We start from the raw sequence: 22,494 nt of genomic DNA on the forward strand, positions 1-22,494 counted from the left end.
TAAACTAAAAGAGATTCACACCGTCCGCCGAGCGGACAAGACAAACCAAAAGGAATTCATTCTGTCCGCCGAGCGGATAGAACAAACCAAAACTAATTTATCCTGTCCGAGGGTCGGATTGTCTCAATTAAAACTAATTCACTTCGCCCGACCCTCGGACGCCCCTTTATAAACTGACAAATCTACCATTTTTGAGGAATGACTTTATTGGTGGTATAATAGGTTATGAAAAAGAGGGAAGGGAAACACATCATGTGGGATAGACCGGATTTTACAACGATAAAGACTTATCAAGAGTTTTCTCAATATTATTGGTATCGTGCAGAATTGGCAGACATTTGCAAACGATTGGGGAAGGAGCATTCAGGGGTCAAAAAAGAGCTAGAAGCACAAATCAAACAATATTTTGCAGGGAATGTTGCTCAAAAGAAAGTCCGTTTAAAGACTAAGAAAGAGAAAGATGTAGAGCTTACTTTAGACACGCCCTTACTTACTTGTGGTTTTGCCTTTAATACCCGATTTCGGGAGTTTTTCGCTCAGCAGATGGGTAGCAGTTCATTCAAGTTTACAGCGGACATGGCGGCAGCTTGGCGAAAGGTAAAAGCAGAAAAAGATGTTGAATTCACACTGCGAGATATGATAGCGATTTATCAAGGACAATCAAGCTATGCTCAATATGATACTTCTAGCTGTCAGTGGAATCAATTTGTCAAAGATTTCTGCGCTGACACAAGCAATGCTTCTTTTCAGCCTAAACTAAAAGTTGCCGCTATTCTTTGGCAGAAAGTAAAACATTCAACCGCTCCTAAAGTCTATCACCAGCAGCTAGTAAAGAACTTTTGGGATGATATTTCTATGTATTGGAAAAGGAAATAAGAAGAATGATTTGCCCACTTGCGAAAAAACAGTCACGAGGCTGTTTTTTTTGATATAATAGAAAGTATGAATCAATCAGAAAAAATTTCAAATTATCAATTACTTTTAGCACAACTTGAAGCATTACTAGAAGGCGAAAGCAATGCGTTGGCGAATCTCTCAAACAGCTCTGCTCTGCTAAACCAAGCCTTGCCTCATTCTGTCTTTACTGGCTTTTATCTTTATGACGGAAACGAGTTGGTGTTAGGTCCTTTTCAAGGGGGCGTTTCCTGCGTGCACATTGCTTTAGGAAAAGGGGTCTGCGGTGAAGCAGCAGCCAAACGGCAGACGATGATTGTAGAAGATGTGACCCAACATGGCAATTACATTTCCTGTGATAGCAGAGCTCGCAGCGAGATTGTAGTACCAATGGTCAAAAACGACAGCCTAGTAGGGGTGTTGGATTTGGATTCTCATCTGGTGGCAGATTATGATGAGATTGACCGAGAATATCTGGAAAATTTTGTGGCTCTTTTACTAGAGAAAACAAGTTGGAATTTTGAAATGTTTGGAGACAAAGCCTAATGTATCAAGCTTTATATCGAAAATACAGAAGCCAAACCTTCGGTCAGCTAGTTGGGCAGGAGGTTGTGGCGACAACCTTGCGGCAGGCAGTTGAACAGGATAAAATCAGTCATGCCTATCTCTTTTCAGGTCCCAGAGGGACAGGAAAGACCAGCGTAGCCAAGATTTTTGCTAAGGCAATGAATTGCCCCAACCAAAAGGATGGAGAGCCTTGCAATGACTGTTATATTTGCCAAGCCATTACCGAAGGAAGCCTAGAAGATGTCATTGAGATTGACGCGGCTTCTAATAATGGTGTGGATGAAATCCGAGATATTCGTGACAAATCTACTTATGCTCCCAGTCTAGCGAAGCACAAGGTTTATATCATTGATGAGGTTCACATGCTCTCAACAGGCGCTTTTAATGCGCTTCTTAAGACTTTGGAAGAGCCGACAGAGAATGTTGTCTTTATTTTAGCAACGACAGAGCTGCATAAAATACCAGCAACCATTCTCTCGCGTGTTCAGCGCTTTGAGTTCAAGTCGATTAAGACCAAAGATATTGTAGAACACATTGAGTGGATTTTGCAGCAAGAAAATATTGACTTTGAAAATGAAGCGGTGCAGATTATCGCAAGACGAGCAGAAGGTGGGATGCGGGATGCCTTATCTATCTTGGACCAAGCCCTCAGCTTGACTCAAGACAATCAGCTGACAACGGCTATTTCTGAAGAAATCACGGGTTCTATCAGTTTAGGAGCATTAGACGCGTATGTAGCAGCTGTATTAGCGCATGATACGTCAGTGGCATTAAAAAATCTTGATGTCATATTCGACAGCGGCAAAAATATGGCTCGCTTTGTCACAGACCTGCTGCAATATTTTAGAGATTTGCTCATCGTTAAAACGGGTGGAGAAAATACGCATACGAGTGAAAGCTTTTTAGAAAACCTCAAGACTCCGCAAGAAAGATTGTTTGAGTTGATTGAGATTGCAACGAAGAGCCTTGCGGAAATCAAGAACAGCTTACAACCCAAGATTTATACAGAAATGATGACCATTCGACTGGCAGAAGGGCAAGATAAAGCAGAATTACCCTCCAATATAGCAGGCGAGATAGAAACGCTCAAAGAAGAAATCAGCCAGCTTAAAAATCAATTGGCAAGTTTGCAGTCAAGTTCCGCACCTAGTAAGCCAGTACAGGCAACACGCTCAGCCAAAACAAGCAAGGGTTATCGAGTAGACCGCCATAAAGTGAATGCCATTCTGCAAGAAGCAGTTGAAAATCCTAGCCTGGCTCGCAGTAATTTAACCAAGTTGCAGAATGCTTGGGGAGAAATTATTGAAAGTTTAGCCGGAGCAGATAAGGCACTTTTAGTCGGCTCACAACCCGTCGCAGCTAACGAAAACCACGCTATTCTTGCATTTGAGTCAAGCTTTAATGCAGAACAGACCATGAAACGGGAAAATCTCAACACCATGTTTGGGAATTTATTAAGCAATGCTGCTGGATTTTCACCAGACATCTTAGCGGTTTCTATGACAGATTGGACAGAGATTCGGGCTGAATTTTCGGCTAAAGCGCGTGGAGAAAATGCACCACAAGCTGAAGAAAAAGAGAATACGGTCATTCCAGAAGGATTTGATTTCTTAGCGGAAAAAATTACCGTTCAAGAGGACTGAATTTAGATTTTTCTGCTGTTTCGTGCTATAATAGAATCATGACAAGACAACAATTTCTTACAACAGCTTTTTTCACAGCAATTGAAACGTATTTTTTTAACGAAGCAATGATGTCAGGACACTATTTATTTGCCGTTTTCTGGGCACTTCTAGTGATTCGCAATTTACAGGTGAGCTATGTCATGGGTAAAATAGTGGACGAAATTGACAAACATATCAAACGTAAAAAATAACAAGAAAGGTTGGGGCGAAAATCCTCAACCTTTTCTTTTCAATTTGAAAAAATATTCTGCTTGCTGTAAAATAAAAGTGCAAAGATAAAAACACAGTTTCGGTTGGTAGTCCGAACATATTCGTGACAGGCTAGATTTGTTTTTCTAATGACAATTGAAGTAGGTCACGACTATCAGTAACCCTCCTCCTTGGTTGTCCCTTCTTTGTAATGTATTTAAGGAGGATGCTGTATGGAACATGTTTCATTAGAATTGACCATATACTTTGAAAATGGCTTTTATTATGGCCTATTTGAGCAAGAAAATGCTCAAGGTTTGTCCGTTTGTCGGGTGACATTTGGAGTTGAGCCCCAAATGAACGAGGTTTTGGAATTTGTTAATCAGAAGTTTTCACAACTACAATTTAGCCCGGCTGTTGCACTAAAGAAAAAAAGACATTGTGCAAATCCCAAACGCTTGCAGCGATTAGCAAAAAAAGAAATGAAGCGTGAAAAACGCTCAACGAAATCACAAGATGCACTAAAACTGCAACAAGAGTTAGATAAACAAGCTAAACGTTCCAGATTGAAAGCTCAAAAAGAATATATGCAAAATAGAAAATTCCAATTAAAACAGCAAAAACGCAAAGAAAAGCACAAAGGTCATTGATTTTGTGCCGAAAAAAGAAGGAGACAAGTTGATGTTTATTCAATTTATCTCCTTCTTTTATTTACCAACTTGTTAAAGAAACTTCACCGCTGTTTAGCCACATTTCTTGTCCGGTATCTAATTGGATCAATAGCTGCCCGGTATCTGATATTTCCTTGGCAACTCCTTTGTAGTCTTTGTCATTTTGGCAAAAAGTGACCGTCCGACCTAAGACAAGGGAGTGTTGTTTGTAAAGGTAAATCAGCTCGTCTGGATCACATTCATAAAAATCTTTCCAAATCTCAGCAATAAGTTCATTGCGTGTGATAGGTTGCTTTTCGTGGAAGAGAGAGGCAGCCCTATTTTTTAACTCTTTCGGAAAATCAGAGATTGCGAAATTGATGCCCACTCCAATAATCACATCAGTGACTAAGCCCGTCTCGACAGAAGTAATAGCTTCGGTTAAAATGCCGGCTATTTTCTTGCCCTTGTAGTAAATGTCATTGACCCATTTAATGTCCATTTCCATTAAAGTGAGGTCTTTAATAGCCTTATAAATGGCTCCAGCAGTCAGGATAGTATAGGCGGGAATTTGTTGAAAAGGGAGATTGGGTTTCAGATGAAGGGACATATAAATCCCGCCTTGATCTGGAGCAAAATAATTTCTGCCAAAGCGTCCACGACCAGCTGATTGATAGGAAGCAAGATAGAGCGTATTGGCAGGCTTACCAGCTTCAATACCAGCTTTGGCATCTAACTGAGTGGATTGGCAGTTTGGATTGAAGGAAACGTGGATGGGAGCAGCTTCTTCTATTTTTTTAGTAATCAGCAAGTCACCAGAGATGAGTTTATAACCTTTATTTTTTATGGATTCAATACGAATCCCTTCTTTTTCCAAACGCTGAATAGCTTTCCAGATAGAAGTGCGTGAAATTCCTAACTCCTGTGCTAATTTTTCACCGCTGATATAGTCAGATTCTCGACTTAAAATGTCAAATAAAATTTCGTATGTTTTCATTTCTATAAGCTGCTCTTTCTAAGGGTTAGGGTGGTAGCAAGTGTTACCATACGAGGAATGGTTAGTTCAGCATGTTGAAATTCCTCGTGCAGCAGTTGCAAGCCTTGTCTGCCCATTTCTTCTGTAAAGACAGTAACCGTGCTGAGTGGTGGATAGACGTACTTGGCGATAGATGTATCGTTAAAAGCAATCAAACTAACACGATCTGGTACAGGGATGTCAGCTTCTTGAAGCGCTCGAAGAGCACCAACAGCTAAGGCGTCGCTTGCCATGAAAAATGCAGTTGGAAGTTGTTCACCTAAATTTTCAATCAATTCTTTCATCATAGAATAACCTGATTCAGATGAAAAGTTTCCTATTTTGACGTATTTTTCCTGATAGAGTTGCTTTTCAGTTAGATAATTTTTAAAGGTTACTAAGCGTGGGTCAGATAAGGTAGTGGTTTTGTCAGAAGTTTGTTCTTGCCCCACTAGCAGTCCAATTTGCCGGTGCCCATTTTCTAAAAAGTGATTAAGAACAGCTATAACAGAATTTTCAAAGTCTGTTGTGACGCAGCTATGGCCATAGGCAAGCGTATTGCTATCAATAAAAACAAGCTGCTCTGTGTGGAGTTCCAACTCCTTTATCTTTTGAGGGCTGAATTTTCCAATCGCAACGATACCGTCAACTTGAACGAGCTGTTCTAATTCTTCATTATTGAAAAAGCGCATAACATCATAACCCCACTCTTGGGCTTTTTTCTCTACGCCGATTCGGATAGCATAGTAGTAGAGGTCGTCTAGTTCCTCCTCTTCTGTGTACCATTCCACAATCGCAATTCTGCGGTTTTGAGAATTGCGATTGCTTCCTCTTTTTGTTTTTTTGTATTCTAATTCTTCTGCAATGTCAAATATTTTTTGGCGAGTCTCGTCACTCACAGACATAGATTGGTCGTGATTTAAAACGCGCGATACAGTTGCTGGAGAGACACCAGCACTTTTTGCAATATCTTTAATCGTTGCCATGATTGTTTCCTAATTTCTTTAAAGAATATGTCTATTATATCTTAAAAATTAGTAAAATACAAAAATATTTAGTAAAAAATTTAAACCTTTTGCTATCAGGTTTTATCTTTAAAAATCTTTAAATTTTAGTAATTAAATTTGGTAAAACTTTACTAAAATACTTGAAATTTTACTAATGATATTTTATAATAAAGATAATAAAACGGTTACAAGACCTAACAAAATAAAAGGAGACTTTTTATGTCAACAACTCTTTCAACTCAACAATTGCGTTCAAACTTTGCAACAATTTTTGGAACAGAAGCAGATCATACATTCTTCTCACCAGGTCGCATTAACCTGATTGGTGAGCATACCGATTACAACGGCGGGCATGTCTTTCCTGCAGCTATTTCATTAGGAGCTTATGGGGCAGCGCGCAAGCGTGACGATAATTTACTTCGTTTTTACTCAGCAAATTTTGAAGACAAGGGAATTATTGAGGTGCCGCTAGAAGATCTTCGTTTTGAAAAAGCGCATAATTGGACGAATTATCCAAAAGGTGTGCTTCATTTCTTGCAAAAAGCAGGACATGTTATTGATAAAGGGATGGATGTCTATGTTTTTGGAAATATCCCAAATGGTTCGGGTCTCTCTTCATCTGCTTCTTTAGAGCTACTGACAGGAATTATTGCAGAGAAACTGTTTGATTTAAAATTAGACCGTTTAGATTTAGTAAAAATCGGTAAACAAACAGAGAACGAATTTATCGGTGTTAATTCTGGAATCATGGATCAGTTTGCCATTGGCATGGGAGCAGATCAACGGGCAATTTACTTAGATACGAACACGCTCGAATACGAGTTAGTGCCGCTTGATCTTAAAGACAATGTGGTTGTCATCATGAATACAAACAAGCGTCGTGAACTAGCAGACTCCAAATACAATGAACGCCGTGCAGAGTGTGAAAAAGCAGTAGAGGAATTAAAGCAAAAACTCTCTATTGCAACCTTGGGTGAATTAAATGAGTGGGATTTTGATGAATACAGCTACTTAATTCAAGATGAAAATCGACTCAAACGCGCTCGTCACGCTGTGTTGGAAAATCAACGGACACTTCAAGCTCAAGCTGCATTGCAAGCTGGCGATTTGGAAAAATTCGGTCGCTTAATGAATGCATCTCATGTCTCACTTGAACATGATTATGAAGTCACAGGATTAGAGTTGGATACCTTGGCTCATACTGCATGGGAGCAAGAAGGAGTGCTGGGCGCTCGCATGACAGGAGCAGGATTTGGCGGTTGTGCCATTGCTTTGGTTCGTAAAGACGCAGTGGAAGCTTTTCAAAAAAATGTTGGTCAAAAATATGAAGAAGTCGTAGGTTATGCATCGAGCTTCTATATTGCTGAAATTGCTGGTGGCAGTCGCGTATTGGATTAAGCAAGCGTTTTACATAATAGTAATGAGGGCTGACGAGAATTTCAGCCCTTTCTATAAAAGAAAGGAAAATCAATGGCACGAAATTTACTGAATGCCTTTGTAACGGAGGTCATAGCAAATAGCTCTTTTACAGAAATCGACCGGATTTATCTAGCAAATCGCGTCATGAGTCTGGTTGGAGAAGAAGCTGCAAAGCAAGAGACAGCAGCAACCAGCTTAATTGATCTCAAAGATGATTTACTAGAAGTTGCTTTAGCAGTTGGAAAAATCGGCTCAACTCTCGCAGAACAGGATATTCTTGGGGCAGAGTTGATGAATTTAGTCACGCCAGCACCCAGTCAGCTCAATCAGCAATTTTGGAAGACTTATGAACAAGATCCCAAGCGGGCTATTGCTGATTTTTATGAGCTTAGTAAGCGTAATGATTATATCAAGGTCAAAGCCATTTCTAAAAACATTGCCTATCAAACACCGACTGAATATGGTGATTTGGAGATTACAATCAATCTTTCTAAGCCAGAAAAAGATCCCAAGGAAATTGCAGCAGTTAAGAAAGCCAAGACGAGCCACTATCCAGCCTGCCAGCTTTGTTTTGAAAATGAAGGGTATCAAGGGCGACTAGATCATCCAGCGCGAGTGAATCATCGAATTATCCGCTTTGATTTAGCCGGGCGAGAATGGGGCTTTCAGTATTCGCCCTATGCATATTTTAATGAGCATTGTATCTTTTTAGATAGCAAGCATACTCCTATGACTATCAGTCGTGCTACTTTTGAGCGTCTTTTGGACATTGTAGAGACTTTTCCGGGTTATTTTGCAGGCTCCAATGCGGATCTTCCTATCGTAGGAGGCTCCATTCTCACTCACGACCATTATCAAGGTGGACGACATACTTTTCCTATGGAAAAGGCAGAGCTGGACAAAACTTTCATCTTTGCCGGTTTTGAAAATGTAGAAGCCGGTATTGTCAATTGGCCTATGTCGGTTTTAAGGTTGCAATCAACTGATAAATCCACATTGATAGATTTGGCGGATAAAATTTTACAGAAATGGCGCAGTTACTCCGATCCGACTGTTCAGATTGTAGCTGAGTCAAATGGTGAACTACATCATACGGTTACTCCAATCGCACGTCAAAAAAATGGTAAGTTTGAGTTAGATTTGGTTCTTCGGGACAATCAAACGTCAAAAGAATATCCAGATGGTATTTATCATCCGCATAAAGATGTTCAACACATCAAGAAAGAAAATATCGGCTTGATTGAGGTCATGGGCTTGGCAATTCTCCCACCTCGTTTGAAAAATGAGATAAAAGAAGTTGAAGAATTTCTTTTGGGACAAAGAAAAGAAGTGGCTCCTTATCATCAAGTGTGGGCTGAGCAGTTAAAAGATAGCCATTCAGATATAACAGCAGAATCAGTCCAGACAATCGTGCGTGCTTCGGTCGGTCAGATTTTCAAACGTGTCTTGGAAGATGCAGGTGTTTACAAGCGCACAAAAGAAGGTCAAATCGCCTTTATGCGTTTCGTTGAATCAGTTGGTCTTAAGAAATAGCGCCCTTTTTATGGTATAATCTAAAAAATAGGAAGGAATGGTTATGGCAATTTTAGCATTAGGAGGAGTTGGTTATATCGGCTCCCACATAGTTGATTGATTGGTTGAAGCCGGACGAAAGGTGACAAGGCACCCCATTCCACTTGAAATCGCAGATCGTCGTCCAGGAAATCCGGATACACTTGTCGCATCGTCTGACAAGGCACGTCAGGTCTTGGGTTGGCAACCGAAATTTGACAATATTGAGATGATTATCGAAACAGCTTGGAAATGGCATTCGACACATCCAAACAGTTACGCTGATTGACATTGAAATCCAGCAGGAAGCCTGTTGGATTTTTACTTTTTAGTAATTTTCAGTTGTAATCTTTTTATTTCAGCTATCATTTGAAAAACTCTCACCTTCATGTTACAATTAAGAGAACAAATTAAATATATAGAGGTAATATCGTGGCTTTTGGTGATAATGGACAACGGAAAAAAACAGGATTTGAAAAATTGACTTTGATTGTCGTTGTTATCATGTTATTGGTAACAGTCGGAGCAATCTTTGCAAGTGCACTTGGTGCTTTGAGTAATTTCTAATCCTCAAACGCTTGAAAGAGCGTTTTTTTAGAGTGAAAAACGAGAGAAGAGAAAAATATGAGTATGTTTTTAGATACAGCCAAGATTAAAGTCAAGGCTGGTAATGGCGGTGATGGCATGGTAGCTTTCCGCCGTGAAAAGTATGTCCCCAATGGCGGACCTTGGGGCGGTGATGGTGGTCGTGGTGGCAATGTTGTTTTTGTCGTAGATGAAGGACTTCGTACCCTGATGGATTTTCGTTACAATCGTCATTTTAAGGCTCAATCTGGTGAGAAGGGAATGACTAAGGGAATGCACGGTCGTGGAGCAGAAGACCTCATAGTTCATGTACCACAAGGAACAACTGTTCGTGATGCTGAAACAGGGAAAATCCTGACAGACTTGATTGAAAATGGGCAAAGGTTCGTCGTAGCTCACGGCGGTCGTGGAGGTCGTGGCAATATTCGCTTTGCGACGCCTAAAAATCCAGCTCCAGAAATTTCTGAAAATGGTGAACCGGGACAAGAACGTGAACTTCAGTTGGAGCTGAAAATTTTGGCAGATGTTGGTTTGGTCGGCTTTCCGTCTGTTGGAAAATCCACTCTTTTGAGTGTTATCACTTCTGCTAAGCCGAAAATTGGCGCTTATCATTTCACGACCATTGTACCTAATCTTGGAATGGTTCGGACGCAGTCCGGTGAATCTTTTGCTGTGGCAGACCTGCCTGGCTTGATTGAAGGAGCCAGCCAAGGTGTAGGACTTGGAACACAATTTCTTCGCCATATTGAGCGAACTCGTGTCATCTTGCATGTCATTGATATGTCAGCTAGCGAAGGACGTGATCCTTACGAAGATTATCTTGCTATCAATAAGGAATTGGAATCCTACAATCTTCGCTTAATGGAACGTCCACAGATTATTGTTGCTAATAAAATGGACATGCCTGAAAGTGCAGAGAATCTAAAAGTCTTTAAAGAAAAATTAGCAGCAAATTATGATGAATTTGATGAACTGCCACAGATTTTTCCAATTTCAAGTCTGACAAAACAAGGCTTGTCAACGCTTTTGGATGCAACTGCAGAATTACTAGATAAAACGCCCGAATTTCTGCTTTACGATGAGTCAGAAATGGAAGAAGAAGCCTACTATGGCTTTGATGAAGATGCTCCAGCATTTGAAATCTCACGCGATGATGACGCTGCCTGGGTTTTATCTGGTGATAAGTTGGAAAAACTCTTTACCATGACGAACTTTGACCGTGAGGAAGCTGTCATGAAATTTGCACGGCAATTACGTGGTATGGGGGTAGACGAAGCCTTGCGGGCGCGTGGTGCTAAGGATGGTGACTTAGTTCGCATCGGCAAGTTTGAATTTGAATTTGTAGACTAAAAAGGAGTGATATCATGGGTGATAAACCAATATCCTTTCGCGATGAAAATGGCAATTTCGTTTCTGCAGCTGACGTTTGGAATGAAAAAAAGCTTGAAAAACTTTTTAACAAACTCAATCCCAACCGAAAGCTTCGCTTGGAACGTGAGAAATTAGCACAAAAGAAAAAAGAATAGGACTTGCTCGTTTTTGAGCTAAGTCCTATTTTTCAGTTTGTAGCAATTTCATTTAATAAATCTTGTGCAGTTGTTGTTGGGTTGACACGGATACGATTGAGGGTTAAAAGCCCGTCATTAAGAGAAGCTAGTCCGTTGTTGGTTGTCAATCCCATTTTATAGCCGAGGCTTTCAGCAATCTGTGTCGTCGTTGTATTATAACGTCCCGAAGGATAGGCAACCGTCGTTGTATTTTGTGATAGGTTGCTGTCTAGATATTGCTTAGAAGCTTGCAATTCTGTCGTTTGTGTTTCAGCGCTGGCAAGGGATAAATCTGGATGATTAACGGTATGATCTTCAAAAGACATTCCCTTTTGCTTCATTTCCTTGATTTGCTCAAGTGTCAGCATATCCTCGCGCCCATTTTCGACAAAGCCAGTAATGACATTATTAGTTGCCCGCATTTGGTATTTTTGAAGAAGCGGGAAAGCATTGGTGTAGAAATCTCTCAAGCTATCATCAAAGGTCAACCATACGACTTTTTTATTTTCTGGAAGAACATTTTCGGTTAAGACTTTATAGGCTTCTTCTGGTGTGAGAGTATAATATCCAGCGTCTTTCAGAGCTTTCAAATGACTTTCAAACGTTTCTGGTGAAACAATCAAACCAGCATTTGCTGCTTCAGAAGGATCCATATTATGAATCGCATGGTACATCAAAATAGGGAATTTAACTGGTTGATTTTGCTTTATCCATTTCACTTTGCTTACTTTTTCACTAGATCCAGATGTTTCTTTAGAAGTTGCTTGAGAAGTAGAAGATTTCTTTACTGTTGAAATGGTAGTTCTTGTATGGTTATTAGCCAGATTTGTTCCAGAACGTCTCCACATGAATGTCCCTGCAATCACCAGAACAACCAATAAGATGAAGCTTATAATAGCACGCCGTTGTCTCCTCTTACGAATACGATTTCGTACAGAACGATTACCAGAATGTTTTCCCATTATGTGGAACTCCTTTTACTTTTAAATCACTATGTTTATTTTACCATATTTCTGACTAACCGTTCACAATTTTTTAAAATAGATTTCTATTATTTTTATAAAAATCCTGAAGTCTGCTTACTAGAAAAAAACAAGTTTATTTGCTATAATAAAAAGCATAAAATCTCAAGGAGTAGTCATGTCTATTAAAATTGCTTTACTTGGTTTTGGGACAGTTGCTAGTGGTGTTCCATTTTTATTGAAAGAAAATAGTGAAAAGATTGTGCAAGCAGCTCATTCAGAAATTGAAATTGCGAAAGTATTGGTAAAAGATGATGCTGAAAAAGAGCGTTTGTTAGCAGCGGGAAATCATTTTAATTTTGTCACGACGATTGATGAAATTGTAAATGATAATGAAGTAACGATTGTCGTTGAATTGATGGGGCGTATTGAACCTGCAAAAACTTTCATCACTCAAGCGCTAGAGGCAGGTAAGCATGTTGTCACTGCAAATAAAGACTTGCTGGCAGTTCATGGCGCTGAGTTGCTTGAGATTGCTGCAAAACATAAAGTAGCTCTTTACTATGAAGCGGCAGTAGCGGGAGGAATTCCGATTTTACGCACGCTTGTTAATTCCCTAGCTTCTGATAAAATTACACGTATTCTCGGTGTGGTCAATGGGACATCCAACTTCATGATGACCAAAATGGTAGAAGAGGGCTGGTCTTATGAGGCGGCACTTGCTGAAGCACAACGACTTGGATTTGCAGAAAGTGATCCAACCAATGATGTAGACGGAATTGATGCTGCATATAAAATGGTTATTTTAAGTCAATTTGCCTTTGGAATGACGGTTAAATTTGAAGATGTCGCCCATCAAGGCATTCGCAATATTACACCAGAAGATGTAGCAGTTGCGCAGCAATTAGGCTATGTTGTCAAATTAGTTGGTTCCATTGAAGAAACGGAATCAGGTCTCGCTGCAGAAGTCACACCGACCTTTTTACCAAAATCTCATCCTCTTGCTAGTGTGAATGGCGTGATGAATGCAGTCTTTGTGGAATCTATAGGTATTGGTGAGTCGATGTATTACGGTCCAGGTGCTGGACAAAAACCCACTGCAACAAGCGTTGTCGCAGATATTATTCGGATTGTTCGACGGATAAACGAAGGAACCGTTGGAAAAGCCTTTAATGAGTTCCAGCGTGAATTAGTTCTGGCTAAACCAGAAGATCGTAAGAGCCTGTACTACTTTTCGATATTAGCACCTGATGCGAAAGGACAAGTTTTACGCTTAGCAGAAATTTTTAATGCTGAAAATATCTCCTTTAAACAAATTCTGCAACAAGGAACAGACGGAAATACCGCACGTGTTGTGATTATTACCCATGCTGTCAACAAAACGCAGCTAGAAAATGTCACTCGAAAATTGCAGGCAACTTCTGATTTTAAATTATTGAACACCTTCAAAGTATTAGGAGAATAAAATGAAAATTATTGTACCTGCAACGAGTGCGAATATTGGTCCGGGATTTGACTCGGTTGGTGTAGCTGTCAGTAAATATCTAACCATTGAAGTTTTGGGAGAAAGCGACCATTGGCTGATTGAGCATGATTTGGAGCGGCGTATTCCTTCTAACGAACGGAATTTATTGATTAAAGTGGCGCGCAGAATTGCTCCAGCTATTCAACCTCATCATTTAAAAATGACAAGTGATATTCCTTTAGCGCGTGGTTTGGGTTCTTCTAGTTCTGTTATTGTTGCAGGAATCGAACTTGCAAATCAATTGGCAAATTTGCAGTTGTCAAATGCTGAAAAATTGAATTTTGCGACGAAAATTGAGGGACATCCAGATAATGTAGCACCTGCTATTTATGGTAATTTGACGATTTCTAGTTATTTAAACGAGAAAGTTTCAACTGTAGTGACGGAATTTCCAGAAGTAAGCTTTATTGCCTATGTTCCAAATTATGAATTGCGTACTAAAGATAGCCGTGGCGTTCTTCCAAAGGGTTTATCTTATCGTGAAGCTGTCACTGCAAGCTCTGTAGCGAATGTGGCTATTGCCGCTTTAATGAAGGGCGATATGGTAACAGCAGGGCGTGCTATTGAGTCCGACCGTTTCCATGAGCATTATCGCCAAGGCTTAATTAAGGAATTTCCAAAAATCAAGATGTTGGCAAAGAAAAATGGTGCGTATGCGACTTATCTATCAGGAGCAGGACCTACTGTGATGGTTCTAGCACCAAAAGAACAGTCGAATATGCTAAAAGATAAAATAGAAGAGCAACAATTTAAAGGACAAGTTTTTGAACTTCAGGTTGATTGCCAAGGCGTTCGAGTAGAAAAATGAGAAGAGTAAAGAGGAGGAGAACAGAACTAAATGAAACGAAAATTTAGTTCGTAATCCTACCTTCGTAAGGTTGCTCAATAGTCTGAGCAACTATTGAGGTGGCAGATAAGGAAAACGAAGTTTTCGCCAAAAGTGGCTCTTCCGAGCTTGAAAAGTGAACCCGCTTGGAAAGCTCTATCTGCCACCTCAAGGCAGTACTTTGAGCAATCAGTCGCTGCGTCGTTGATTTATTACATAGTATACTTTTTAGGTTGGGAATTTTTGTCCTAACCTCTTTTAATATTCTTACAAAAAATTCCCTCTTGTCTATTTATTCAAATGTATGCTATAATAAATAAAGAATATATAAAGGAGTCTGGCTATGAATAAACTTGATTTGCAGGCGCTTGCGGATGAGTTAGGGTTGCAGTTTGATGAGACTTCATCTGTTATTTTTGGTCAAAAAGATGGTTATACTTTCTATATTGAACAAACGAATCAAAAAAATCAATACTGTATTTGTTGTTCGGTAAAAAATGGTGAAGCATTACCGTCTTTGGAAGAATTTAAAGAGTTGACGAAATCTTCTAAGGCTTTGAAAACTTATCAGGTTAATTTATATAAAGCAACTTTTTATATTAAAACTGGTATGACTAAAGGAAAAACACGTGAACATATTCGTCAAGGATTACAAGACATTATCGTGTTCTTGAAAGAAAAAAATCTTACGAATGTTTGTGAGCAGACCGGAAAAGCAGGGCAAGTAGATCTTTATCAAGTCGGAGGGAACCTTTTACTGCTTTCACCAGAAGCATTTCAAGAATTAAGCTCAAACTTGTCAATTGAAAACCAAGTTTATGACCACCAAAAGGAAAGTATCTTAGCAGGGACGGTAGGAGCCTTTCTAGGGAGCTTGATAGGGGGAATTGTTACCTTGGTGATTGCTCAACTTGGATATGTAGCTGTTGTTGCAGGGATTGTCATGGGAGTTTGTACGATTAAAGGATACGAACTGTTAGGCAAAAAGTTATCCAAAGTTGGAATTGCAATTAGTGTGCTTTTCATGCTGGTGATGATGTTGGTTGCACATCAGTTTGACTATGCTATTCAGCTTGCAAAAGCAGAAGGAGTGGATGTTTTTACAGCCTTTACTTATCTAACAGAGTATATTTTTAATGGCAATGAAGTGCATATCTCTTATTGGACAAATCTTGGTTTGCTATTATTATTCACAGGTGCCGGTGCTGTGGGAACGATTATTAGCGTTTTGTCTGCACAGTCACAAAAATATGTTACAAGAAAATTAGGGTAAAAGAATTCAAAGGTTTAGATTTTTATCTGAGCCTTTTTAGATCTGATCAAAAACATTAAAGAATAGCTATTCAAAACATTTAGCATTTAATTTTAAAGAAGCTAATTGAATCGTCATCTCAACTATGCTACAATCAAGCTATGATATTCAATAAATTAACTAGAAAAAGTCGTATAGATCAATACTTAATAAAAAAAATGATTGCCTTTCGGCAAATGAGTTTCATTAAAATTACACAAGAAACATTGGTATCGCTCTTTCCGTTTTTCTTGCTGACGACGATAACAATGGTTTTTTCTGAATCCATTTTTGGTATAAATGGCTATATCAACAATCTTTTTGCGATTCGGCATTGGTTTCCTCATTTTTCAACTATTAGCTTAGTTACGACAAATTTCACCTATCTAATAGGAGGATTGGCAGGACCATTAGCAACTTATTTTAGTGCAAAGTACACAGCTGGTTATTATGGTCGTAGTACGGGGACAGCTGGGATTACAGCCTTTATTTTTAGCTTATTAGTCAATTCACGCGAATTATTTTCGGTGGTTTTAAATGACGGCGCTTTGACGAGAATCAATCTTCCTGTCAATATCAATCTAATTGTTGCAATATTGATTGGTTATGTGGTGGGACAAATTTTTCGATTTTCAAGTCCGAATGATGATCACATTGTAGATGAGTATTTTATTTATTACCCTAAAACGTTGCGCCCTATCTTCTGCTCGTTTGCTCTGGCTGTCTTGGTTAGTTTTCTCATTAATCTGGGCAATCGATACAATATTTTCTCAACAATTGCAAATTTTTTGTCAGACTTAATTGTCAATCGAAACAATATCTTTGTCATTGAAATGAATACTGCCTTACGGACTTTTAGCGCTTGGATTGGAAATAGCAATCTCTTCAACAATATTCCTTTTATAAATGATTCGTTTGCATTAGATAATCTTAATTATGCTTTGAAACATCATACTACAACAGGGGTACCTTATCTCTTTTCAACGACCAATCTGTATGATGCTTATGGAACGTTTTCAGGTCTGGGCGGAGTTTTAGCTCTTCTCGTAGCCATTTTATGGAAATCACGCAGTGACAAGGATCGCGATGTCAGTTTGAAGAGTATCTTTCCTTCCTTATTTAACCACGGCGTAGCCTTTATGGTCGGGATTCCTATATTTTTCAATTTTCTATTTTTAATCCCTTTTATCCTCGTACCAATGCTGAATGTCTTTGTAGCTAGTATTTTTCTATATTTTAGAATAATGCCTCCGGCTGTCTATCCAGTTCCTAGCGGAGCGCCAAGTGTACTCTATGCTTTTATTGGGACAGGCGGAAGTTTGCGAGCATTAGCAGTAGGAATTTTCATTTTTATTATCGATGTTCTCATTTATATCCCCTTTGTGAGATTTAATGACCGGATTCATGGGGAACTCAGACAAATGGATCAGAAAGGAGGCGAACATGACTAAAAAGGTAAAAATAGTGCTACTAATTGTTCTAATTTTTTTGATAGGACTAGCAATTCCCTCTTATAGTTGGACGAGAAAAAACATTGATCAAATTGCTAAATTTTATAATGCTCGGATGTCGCCAATCATTATGATACCAGGTAGTTCTGCTACGGAGAGCCGCTTTGACGGCTTGGTTCAAAAGCTCAATCAAAGACGTCGTGGCGTGAAGCATAGCTTGCTCAAAGTTAAGGTCTGGAATGACGGACGAATTACATATAATGGCTCTATCGCAGCGAATGATAACGAGCCAATCATTGTAATTGGTTTTGAAAATAATAAAGATGGCTATAGTAACATCAAAAAACAGGTCAAAATGGTTGACGCTGCCTTTGAAAATCTCCAAGGAAAATACAATTTCAATAATTTTAAGGGCTTGGGTCACTCAAACGGTGGTTTAATTTACACAGCTTTTATTGAAACTTACCTCGGCAGCTATGATGTGGAATTGAAGAAATTGATGACAATCGGAACGCCTTATAACTTTACTGAAACCAATATCAACAACAAAACTGAGATGTTAGCTGACTTTATTAAGAATCGTAAAAATATTCCTAGGACCTTAGCGATGTACTCCGTAGCAGGTACTATTACTTATGATTCGGATGAATTGGTTCCTGATACAAGTGTAAGTGCTGGTAAGTATATCTATCAAGGACAAGCAGCTCACTATACAGAAACTACTGTCACAGGAGAAGATGCACAACACTCTGACTTGCCAACCAATGATGAGGTTATCTCCTTAGTTCAAGAGCACCTTGTAGATAGACAAAACCAGCGAAATCAAAGAAATTGAGAAGGAGTAGGACAGACGACTAGGGCTGCTGACACAATCATGGTCATCTATCCTAATCTCCTCTTTTTGTTGTTATAAATTATGAATCGGACGATAATTTGCTATTCATTTTTTGTATACCACTCTGCAATTTTGCTATTGTACTTTTTCTGAAAGGAGCGTTATACTTATGATAAAAATTGCGAAAAGAGAAAATCACATGCAAAATATAACCTTAAACAACGGTGTCGAAATTCCAATTTAAGGTTTTGGAGTGTACCAAATTGCTCCCAAAGATACCAAGAGTGCTGTGCTAAATGCTATCAAGGCAGGTTATCGTCATTTTGATACTGCTAAGCCTATGCTAATGAAAAGGAAGTAGGCGAGGCGATTCGAGAGTCTGGGATTGACCGCAAAGAGTTTTTCATCACTAGTAAAGTCTGGCTATCCAACTATGGCTACGACAAGGCTTATGCCTCGGTTTTAGAATCTCTTGACAAAATGAAGTTAGATTATCTGGATCTTATGTTGCTCCACCAACCTTTTGGTGACTATTATGGTGCCTACCGTGCTTTGGAAAAACTTTACAAAGAAGGAAAACTTCGAGCGATTGGTGTGTCTAATTTCTATCCAGATCGTCTCAGCGACATTGTAGCTTTCAATGAGATTACACCACAAGTCAATCAAGTGGAAACTCACCCACTGAATCAACAGATATTCGCACAAGAAAATATGATAAAAAATAAGGTGCAAATTGAATCTTGGGCTACTTTTGCAGAAGGTCGTGGTGACATTTTCAACAATCCAATTCTCAAAAATATTGCTGATAAACATGGTAAATCCACTGCACAAGTCATGGTTCGCTGGCAAGTTCAACGGGGAATCGTTTGCTTAACTAAGTCTTCACGTTTTGAGCAAATGAAGGAAAATATTGATGTTTTTGACTTTGAACTCAGTGCAGAGAATATGATAAAGATTGCAAGCATGGACACCCAAACCAGCCTTTTCTTTAATCATCAAGAAGCCAGCACAATAGATCTCTTTTTAGGATTTCTGGGGAGAAAATGAAAACAGGATTTTCGTTTGATTTCAGAAAATAACTATGTTAGTTTTCATTCAGATAATATTTTAATAACAATTGGGTATAATTAGTTGATTTTCGTTTGAAAAAGATTATTATATATGTAAGTAATCTGATGTAAAGAATGCTTTATTATAATTTTTGAAAGGTTATCTAATGTTAACTCCAAAATTTAGTCTATTTGTTCTTGCTAGCTATTTTATCTTACCAATTATTGCATTGTTATTTCCAAACAAATATGTTAAATTAATCGTATTTGTGATATTTCTATTAGAAAATATTTTGGTGATAGGTCTGTATATAAAGGGCAAGTGTTTTAACTAATCATCTTATTTTACAATACAATAGTAACAATAGTACCAAGAAAAAGCCTAACTTTTTATTTTGATTGAGTTGGGATTTTTCATCTTATTCAGTTTTAATACTAGAACAGTATTTAGTTGTTTAATAATCTTATTTTATAGTGAATATATCATGTTTTTTCATAAACATAGATCATTTAGTTTTCACCAACTCCTGTAAAATAGCTTTATTCTTCTTCAAAACGGAAATGTAGAAAGTCTTGGTAGCTTCTTTGTCCGAGATAGGAATCTGGATACGTTGGCTATTCACAGTGGATTCTTCAGTGTTTTGTTGAGTAATATTGGTAGAAAAAGTTGGTAATTCAGAAGCATTTACCAAATCGACAAAGGCTGCCCAATCTTTTTGAACAATAAACTTTGTTTGCGTCAGTTGATTGACTAATGGCTGCCAAATGCCTAGATCCGAGCGCAGTAGCATAGTCAAATTAGCCAATTCTGCAAGTTTTATCTCTTTTCGTGTGGCATACGGGTGAGTCAAGGGAACGGATAAGTAAAGTTGCTCCATGAAAAGCCCCATGGAAAGAATATGCTCTTTTTGATAGGATAGTCTGTTACAATGAAGTAAACGTTTTCGTCATCCAGAGCTTTTTCCAATTCGTCATTCGTCTTTTGCTCAATTTGAATGTGTTGCTCCAAGCCTTTTTCTTTTATACGACTTTCCAGTTCAAAGATAGCTCCCGGTGCATTAACACCACCAAAAATAGTATTTTCTTTTAATGCAAAATGTTGTACATCATCGAGAAATTTTTGTTTCAGAATTTTTTTGGTTAGTTTAACTGTTTGATGACCGGTTTCCGTGAAACTTAATTTATTTTTTTCGCTCAAAAAGAGTAACTCCCAATTCATCTTCCAGCATTTGCATATTTCGAGTTAAGGACGGCTGAGAGATGAGTAGGACTTCGGCTGCTTTAGACAAGGTTCCCTCCTGTGAGAAAACAATGAGTTGCTCCAAGTGTTGTAAATTCAGCATGATGTCTCCTTTTTGATCAATGAATTGGACAGTTTTAACTATAGGTAAAATGAATACTAATATTATCTATCGTTATTGTGCAATTTTTTATTTGTCTTGTAAAATGAAAGCAGAGAGTAGCACAAGTCATTCAAAACTATTCAAGTTCTATGCAAACCTTTTCAATTCGTAAAAAATCTGATATAATAAGAATGAAAAAAAGTTATTAGAGGAGAGTAGCATGTCTAAAAAAATTATTGGGATTGATTTAGGTGGTACATCTGTGAAGTTTGCGATTCTGACCCAAGAGGGAGAAGTTCAAGAAAAATGGTCTATTAAGACAAACATTTTAGATGAAGGTAGTCATATTGTTGATGATATGATTGAATCTATCAATCATCGCTTGCGACTATTGGGACTTGGGGCAGAAGATTTCATTGGAATTGGCATGGGTTCACCTGGTGTTGTGGATCGTGAAAAAGGAACGGTTATTGGGGCTTATAATCTCAATTGGAAAACTTTACAACCTGTAAAAGAAAAGATTGAGAAAGCAACTGGTATTTCTTTCTTTATTGATAATGACGCAAATGTAGCTGCTCTTGGCGAACGTTGGAAAGGTGCTGGTGAAAATCAGCCTGATGTTGTGTTTATGACTCTTGGAACAGGTGTCGGTGGCGGTATTGTTGCGGAAGGAAAATTACTGCACGGTGTAGCTGGAGCAGCTGGAGAGCTGGGACATATCACAGTTGATTTTGATCAGCCGATTCTCTGTACTTGTGGTAAAAAAGGTTGCCTAGAAACCGTAGCTTCTGCAACGGGAATTGTCAATTTAACGCGCCGCTACGCTGATGAATATGCTGGTGATGCAGAGCTGAAAAAATTGATTGATAACGGTGAAGACGTTAATGCAAAAATTGTCTTTGATTTGGCTAAAGCTGGTGATGAATTAGCTCTCATTGTTTATCGCAATTTTGCACGTTATCTTGGTATTGCTTGTGCCAACATTGGATCTATCTTAAATCCGTCAACGATTGTCATCGGTGGTGGCGTCTCTGCAGCAGGCGAATTTTTACTAGACGGTGTTCGTAAGGTCTATGAAGAAAATTCTTTCCCTCAAGTGCGTATGTCAACAAAACTTGCACTTGCAACGCTTGGAAATGATGCAGGCGTCATTGGAGCAGCTTCATTGGTTCTTCAATAATTCGCTAAAATGGAAAAATAATCCTAATAAGGCATTTACAATTATTATAAAATTTGTTATGATATTAGATAGTGCGTAATGGAAGCACTAAAAAACGACTAATCCGCTGTGGTCTTGAACTGCAAGATTAGTAAGATAGGAGAAGAATAATGAATCCATTAATCCAAAGTTTGACTGAAGGTCAACTTCGTACTGATATTCCTGCATTCCGTCCTGGTGACACTGTTCGTGTTCACGCAAAAGTTGTCGAAGGAAATCGCGAACGTATCCAAATCTTTGAAGGTGTGGTTATCGCTCGTAAAGGTGCTGGTATTTCAGAAAACTATACTGTTCGTAAAATTTCTAACGGTGTAGGTGTTGAACGTATCTTCCCACTTCACACACCACGTGTTGAAAAGATTGAAGTTGTTCGTTACGGTAAAGTACGTCGTGCGAAATTGTATTATCTTCGTGCATTGCAAGGTAAAGCAGCGCGTATCAAAGAAATTCGCCGTTAATGTAGAATTAACTCTGTCACTTGGCAGAGTTTTTCTCTAGTCCCCTTAGTTCAATGGATATAACAACTCCCTCCTAAGGAGTAGTTGCTGGTTCGATTCCGGCAGGGGACATATTTCAAAGGCTTCAAACGTTGATAAATCAGCGTTTCTTTTATTTTTGTTCAAAATTTGTTCAAAATAGTTTTTACTGGCTTAAACCGTGGAAAAAGTCACGGATTTTATTGTCTTCACGGATAGCTTTTTCTTTGATTAAATGCCCGTAAGTCTCACTGATTTGCTGAATATCTTTATGTCCCATATTCTTGGCGATTGCCCAGATGTCTATATCCATTGCCAGAAGTGTGCTTGCGTAAGTATGTCTTAAACCTGTACTAGTCATATTTGAAGGAGTAATAGACAATTCAGATAGTATCTTCTTTAATAGAC

24 protein-coding genes, 1 tRNA gene and 2 pseudogenes are annotated in these 22,494 nt (G+C 38.7%); 20 read left to right on the forward strand and 7 right to left on the reverse strand.

Annotation, left to right across the window (positions count from 1 at the left end; genetic code table 11):
* The first annotated feature begins 252 nt into the window (after positions 1-252).
* From RG565_RS05390 to RG565_RS05410, 5 genes are all read left to right on the forward strand, one after another.
* Positions 253-876, forward strand: a complete 624-nt coding sequence (locus RG565_RS05390; protein ID WP_049533870.1) for an SAP domain-containing protein — start codon at positions 253-255, stop codon at positions 874-876.
* Between the two features lie 66 nt (positions 877-942).
* Complete coding sequence (locus tag RG565_RS05395; RefSeq protein WP_049514024.1) at positions 943-1,440, forward strand: GAF domain-containing protein; 498 nt, start codon at positions 943-945, stop codon at positions 1,438-1,440.
* Positions 1,440-3,104 (forward strand): DNA polymerase III subunit gamma/tau, encoded by a 1,665-nt coding sequence (gene dnaX / locus RG565_RS05400; protein WP_221739032.1) that lies wholly within the window; start codon positions 1,440-1,442, stop codon positions 3,102-3,104. The genes RG565_RS05395 and dnaX overlap by 1 nt, the downstream gene beginning before the upstream one ends.
* Positions 3,105-3,142: 38 nt before the next feature.
* Entirely contained in the window at positions 3,143-3,337 is a 195-nt protein-coding gene (locus RG565_RS05405; protein WP_003024260.1) for a DUF3272 family protein, read from the forward strand.
* Positions 3,338-3,568: 231 nt separating this feature from the next.
* Complete coding sequence (locus RG565_RS05410) at positions 3,569-3,985, forward strand: YjdF family protein (protein ID WP_003036787.1); 417 nt, start codon at positions 3,569-3,571, stop codon at positions 3,983-3,985.
* Positions 3,986-4,046: 61 nt separating this feature from the next.
* Here the strand turns inward: RG565_RS05410 and birA are convergent, their stop codons facing one another.
* Together birA and RG565_RS05420 are read right to left on the reverse strand one after the other, a co-directional pair.
* A complete protein-coding gene (gene birA, locus RG565_RS05415) occupies positions 4,047-4,982 on the reverse strand; it encodes a bifunctional biotin--[acetyl-CoA-carboxylase] ligase/biotin operon repressor BirA (RefSeq protein WP_174720627.1) in 936 nt (311 codons plus the stop codon).
* Positions 4,983-4,984: 2 nt separating this feature from the next.
* Positions 4,985-5,986 carry a LacI family DNA-binding transcriptional regulator gene (locus RG565_RS05420; RefSeq protein WP_268732222.1) on the reverse strand — a complete coding sequence of 334 codons (1,002 nt, stop codon included), beginning with the start codon at positions 5,984-5,986 and terminating at the stop codon, positions 4,985-4,987.
* 240 nt (positions 5,987-6,226) lie between these two features.
* Between RG565_RS05420 and RG565_RS05425 the strand changes: the two genes are divergently transcribed.
* The 6 genes and pseudogenes from RG565_RS05425 to RG565_RS05450 all read left to right on the forward strand — a co-directional run bounded on the left by RG565_RS05425 (position 6,227) and on the right by RG565_RS05450 (position 11,088).
* The gene (locus tag RG565_RS05425) at positions 6,227-7,405 is read left to right on the forward strand and encodes a galactokinase (RefSeq protein WP_247937169.1); all 1,179 of its coding nucleotides are present in this window, start codon (positions 6,227-6,229) and stop codon (positions 7,403-7,405) included.
* A gap of 72 nt (positions 7,406-7,477) precedes the next feature.
* Positions 7,478-8,959 (forward strand): UDP-glucose--hexose-1-phosphate uridylyltransferase, encoded by a 1,482-nt coding sequence (gene galT, locus RG565_RS05430; RefSeq protein WP_247937170.1) that lies wholly within the window; start codon positions 7,478-7,480, stop codon positions 8,957-8,959.
* Positions 8,960-9,059: 100 nt separating this feature from the next.
* Positions 9,060-9,266 (forward strand): annotated as a pseudogene (locus tag RG565_RS05435) (hypothetical protein); the annotation flags it as partial.
* Between the two features lie 143 nt (positions 9,267-9,409).
* Positions 9,410-9,544 carry a DUF4044 domain-containing protein gene (locus RG565_RS05440; protein ID WP_003024272.1) on the forward strand — a complete coding sequence of 45 codons (135 nt, stop codon included), beginning with the start codon at positions 9,410-9,412 and terminating at the stop codon, positions 9,542-9,544.
* Positions 9,545-9,601: 57 nt separating this feature from the next.
* On the forward strand, positions 9,602-10,912 hold the full coding sequence (gene obgE / locus RG565_RS05445) for a GTPase ObgE (protein ID WP_247937171.1): 1,311 nt from the start codon (positions 9,602-9,604) through the stop codon (positions 10,910-10,912).
* 14 nt (positions 10,913-10,926) lie between these two features.
* Positions 10,927-11,088 (forward strand): hypothetical protein, encoded by a 162-nt coding sequence (locus RG565_RS05450; RefSeq protein ID WP_003024275.1) that lies wholly within the window; start codon positions 10,927-10,929, stop codon positions 11,086-11,088.
* 32 nt (positions 11,089-11,120) lie between these two features.
* Here the strand turns inward: RG565_RS05450 and RG565_RS05455 are convergent, their stop codons facing one another.
* On the reverse strand, positions 11,121-12,071 hold the full coding sequence (locus tag RG565_RS05455) for a polysaccharide deacetylase family protein (protein ID WP_247937172.1): 951 nt from the start codon (positions 12,069-12,071) through the stop codon (positions 11,121-11,123).
* Positions 12,072-12,249: 178 nt separating this feature from the next.
* Between RG565_RS05455 and RG565_RS05460 the strand changes: the two genes are divergently transcribed.
* The 6 genes and pseudogenes from RG565_RS05460 to RG565_RS05485 all read left to right on the forward strand — a co-directional run bounded on the left by RG565_RS05460 (position 12,250) and on the right by RG565_RS05485 (position 19,046).
* Positions 12,250-13,536: a homoserine dehydrogenase gene (locus RG565_RS05460; RefSeq protein ID WP_126407181.1), complete on the forward strand. Its 1,287-nt coding sequence runs from the start codon at positions 12,250-12,252 to the stop codon at positions 13,534-13,536.
* A 1-nt stretch (position 13,537) separates the two neighbouring features.
* Positions 13,538-14,404 (forward strand): homoserine kinase, encoded by an 867-nt coding sequence (gene thrB / locus RG565_RS05465; RefSeq protein WP_049533836.1) that lies wholly within the window; start codon positions 13,538-13,540, stop codon positions 14,402-14,404.
* A gap of 361 nt (positions 14,405-14,765) precedes the next feature.
* The gene (locus tag RG565_RS05470) at positions 14,766-15,695 is read left to right on the forward strand and encodes a hypothetical protein (protein WP_049533840.1); all 930 of its coding nucleotides are present in this window, start codon (positions 14,766-14,768) and stop codon (positions 15,693-15,695) included.
* A gap of 140 nt (positions 15,696-15,835) precedes the next feature.
* Complete coding sequence (locus RG565_RS05475; protein ID WP_003042628.1) at positions 15,836-17,164, forward strand: PTS sugar transporter subunit IIC; 1,329 nt, start codon at positions 15,836-15,838, stop codon at positions 17,162-17,164.
* A complete protein-coding gene (locus tag RG565_RS05480; RefSeq protein WP_247937174.1) occupies positions 17,157-17,999 on the forward strand; it encodes an alpha/beta hydrolase in 843 nt (280 codons plus the stop codon). Before RG565_RS05475 ends, RG565_RS05480 begins: the two co-directional genes overlap by 8 nt.
* A gap of 253 nt (positions 18,000-18,252) precedes the next feature.
* Positions 18,253-19,046 (forward strand): annotated as a pseudogene (locus RG565_RS05485) (aldo/keto reductase).
* 508 nt (positions 19,047-19,554) lie between these two features.
* Here the strand turns inward: RG565_RS05485 and RG565_RS05490 are convergent.
* Genes RG565_RS05490 through RG565_RS05500 form a run of 3 tightly spaced genes read right to left on the reverse strand, consistent with a single transcriptional unit; the run spans position 19,555 to position 20,391 of the window.
* Entirely contained in the window at positions 19,555-19,926 is a 372-nt protein-coding gene (locus tag RG565_RS05490) for a hypothetical protein (RefSeq protein ID WP_239986909.1), read from the reverse strand.
* A complete protein-coding gene (locus tag RG565_RS05495) occupies positions 19,896-20,246 on the reverse strand; it encodes a LysR family transcriptional regulator (protein WP_247937175.1) in 351 nt (116 codons plus the stop codon). Before RG565_RS05495 ends, RG565_RS05490 begins: the two co-directional genes overlap by 31 nt.
* The gene (locus RG565_RS05500; RefSeq protein ID WP_247937176.1) at positions 20,230-20,391 is read right to left on the reverse strand and encodes a LysR family transcriptional regulator; all 162 of its coding nucleotides are present in this window, start codon (positions 20,389-20,391) and stop codon (positions 20,230-20,232) included. Before RG565_RS05500 ends, RG565_RS05495 begins: the two co-directional genes overlap by 17 nt.
* A gap of 220 nt (positions 20,392-20,611) precedes the next feature.
* Between RG565_RS05500 and RG565_RS05505 the strand changes: the two genes are divergently transcribed.
* The 3 genes from RG565_RS05505 to RG565_RS05515 all read left to right on the forward strand — a co-directional run bounded on the left by RG565_RS05505 (position 20,612) and on the right by RG565_RS05515 (position 22,179).
* Positions 20,612-21,571 carry an ROK family glucokinase gene (locus RG565_RS05505; protein WP_126407171.1) on the forward strand — a complete coding sequence of 320 codons (960 nt, stop codon included), beginning with the start codon at positions 20,612-20,614 and terminating at the stop codon, positions 21,569-21,571.
* 149 nt (positions 21,572-21,720) lie between these two features.
* Complete coding sequence (gene rplS / locus RG565_RS05510; RefSeq protein ID WP_003024326.1) at positions 21,721-22,068, forward strand: 50S ribosomal protein L19; 348 nt, start codon at positions 21,721-21,723, stop codon at positions 22,066-22,068.
* A gap of 39 nt (positions 22,069-22,107) precedes the next feature.
* Positions 22,108-22,179 (forward strand) — tRNA-Arg (locus RG565_RS05515).
* A gap of 73 nt (positions 22,180-22,252) precedes the next feature.
* Here RG565_RS05515 and RG565_RS05520 read toward each other — a convergent pair.
* Positions 22,253-22,494: tyrosine-type recombinase/integrase (locus tag RG565_RS05520; protein WP_308937456.1), on the reverse strand; the 242-nt coding region annotated here is incomplete at its 5' end.

The organism is Streptococcus sp. IsoGale021 (genome assembly GCF_031142795.1).
In the GTDB taxonomy this organism is placed as follows: domain Bacteria; phylum Bacillota; class Bacilli; order Lactobacillales; family Streptococcaceae; genus Streptococcus; species Streptococcus hominis.

Excerpts from the sequence above, each read along its gene's own strand:
- RG565_RS05390 (WP_049533870.1), top strand. The coding sequence starts at position 253 with ATGTGGGATAGACCGGATTTTACAACGATAAAGACTTATCAAGAGTTT.
- RG565_RS05395 (WP_049514024.1), top strand. The coding sequence starts at position 943 with ATGAATCAATCAGAAAAAATTTCAAATTATCAATTACTTTTAGCACAA.
- dnaX (WP_221739032.1), top strand. The coding sequence starts at position 1,440 with ATGTATCAAGCTTTATATCGAAAATACAGAAGCCAAACCTTCGGTCAG.
- RG565_RS05405 (WP_003024260.1), top strand. The coding sequence starts at position 3,143 with ATGACAAGACAACAATTTCTTACAACAGCTTTTTTCACAGCAATTGAA.
- RG565_RS05410 (WP_003036787.1), top strand. The coding sequence starts at position 3,569 with ATGGAACATGTTTCATTAGAATTGACCATATACTTTGAAAATGGCTTT.
- birA (WP_174720627.1), bottom strand. The coding sequence starts at position 4,982 with ATGAAAACATACGAAATTTTATTTGACATTTTAAGTCGAGAATCTGAC.
- RG565_RS05420 (WP_268732222.1), bottom strand. The coding sequence starts at position 5,986 with ATGGCAACGATTAAAGATATTGCAAAAAGTGCTGGTGTCTCTCCAGCA.
- RG565_RS05425 (WP_247937169.1), top strand. The coding sequence starts at position 6,227 with ATGTCAACAACTCTTTCAACTCAACAATTGCGTTCAAACTTTGCAACA.
- galT (WP_247937170.1), top strand. The coding sequence starts at position 7,478 with ATGGCACGAAATTTACTGAATGCCTTTGTAACGGAGGTCATAGCAAAT.
- obgE (WP_247937171.1), top strand. The coding sequence starts at position 9,602 with ATGAGTATGTTTTTAGATACAGCCAAGATTAAAGTCAAGGCTGGTAAT.
- RG565_RS05450 (WP_003024275.1), top strand. The coding sequence starts at position 10,927 with ATGGGTGATAAACCAATATCCTTTCGCGATGAAAATGGCAATTTCGTT.
- RG565_RS05455 (WP_247937172.1), bottom strand. The coding sequence starts at position 12,071 with ATGGGAAAACATTCTGGTAATCGTTCTGTACGAAATCGTATTCGTAAG.
- RG565_RS05460 (WP_126407181.1), top strand. The coding sequence starts at position 12,250 with ATGTCTATTAAAATTGCTTTACTTGGTTTTGGGACAGTTGCTAGTGGT.
- thrB (WP_049533836.1), top strand. The coding sequence starts at position 13,538 with ATGAAAATTATTGTACCTGCAACGAGTGCGAATATTGGTCCGGGATTT.
- RG565_RS05470 (WP_049533840.1), top strand. The coding sequence starts at position 14,766 with ATGAATAAACTTGATTTGCAGGCGCTTGCGGATGAGTTAGGGTTGCAG.
- RG565_RS05475 (WP_003042628.1), top strand. The coding sequence starts at position 15,836 with ATGATATTCAATAAATTAACTAGAAAAAGTCGTATAGATCAATACTTA.
- RG565_RS05480 (WP_247937174.1), top strand. The coding sequence starts at position 17,157 with ATGACTAAAAAGGTAAAAATAGTGCTACTAATTGTTCTAATTTTTTTG.
- RG565_RS05490 (WP_239986909.1), bottom strand. The coding sequence starts at position 19,926 with ATGGAGCAACTTTACTTATCCGTTCCCTTGACTCACCCGTATGCCACA.
- RG565_RS05500 (WP_247937176.1), bottom strand. The coding sequence starts at position 20,391 with ATGCTGAATTTACAACACTTGGAGCAACTCATTGTTTTCTCACAGGAG.
- RG565_RS05505 (WP_126407171.1), top strand. The coding sequence starts at position 20,612 with ATGTCTAAAAAAATTATTGGGATTGATTTAGGTGGTACATCTGTGAAG.
- rplS (WP_003024326.1), top strand. The coding sequence starts at position 21,721 with ATGAATCCATTAATCCAAAGTTTGACTGAAGGTCAACTTCGTACTGAT.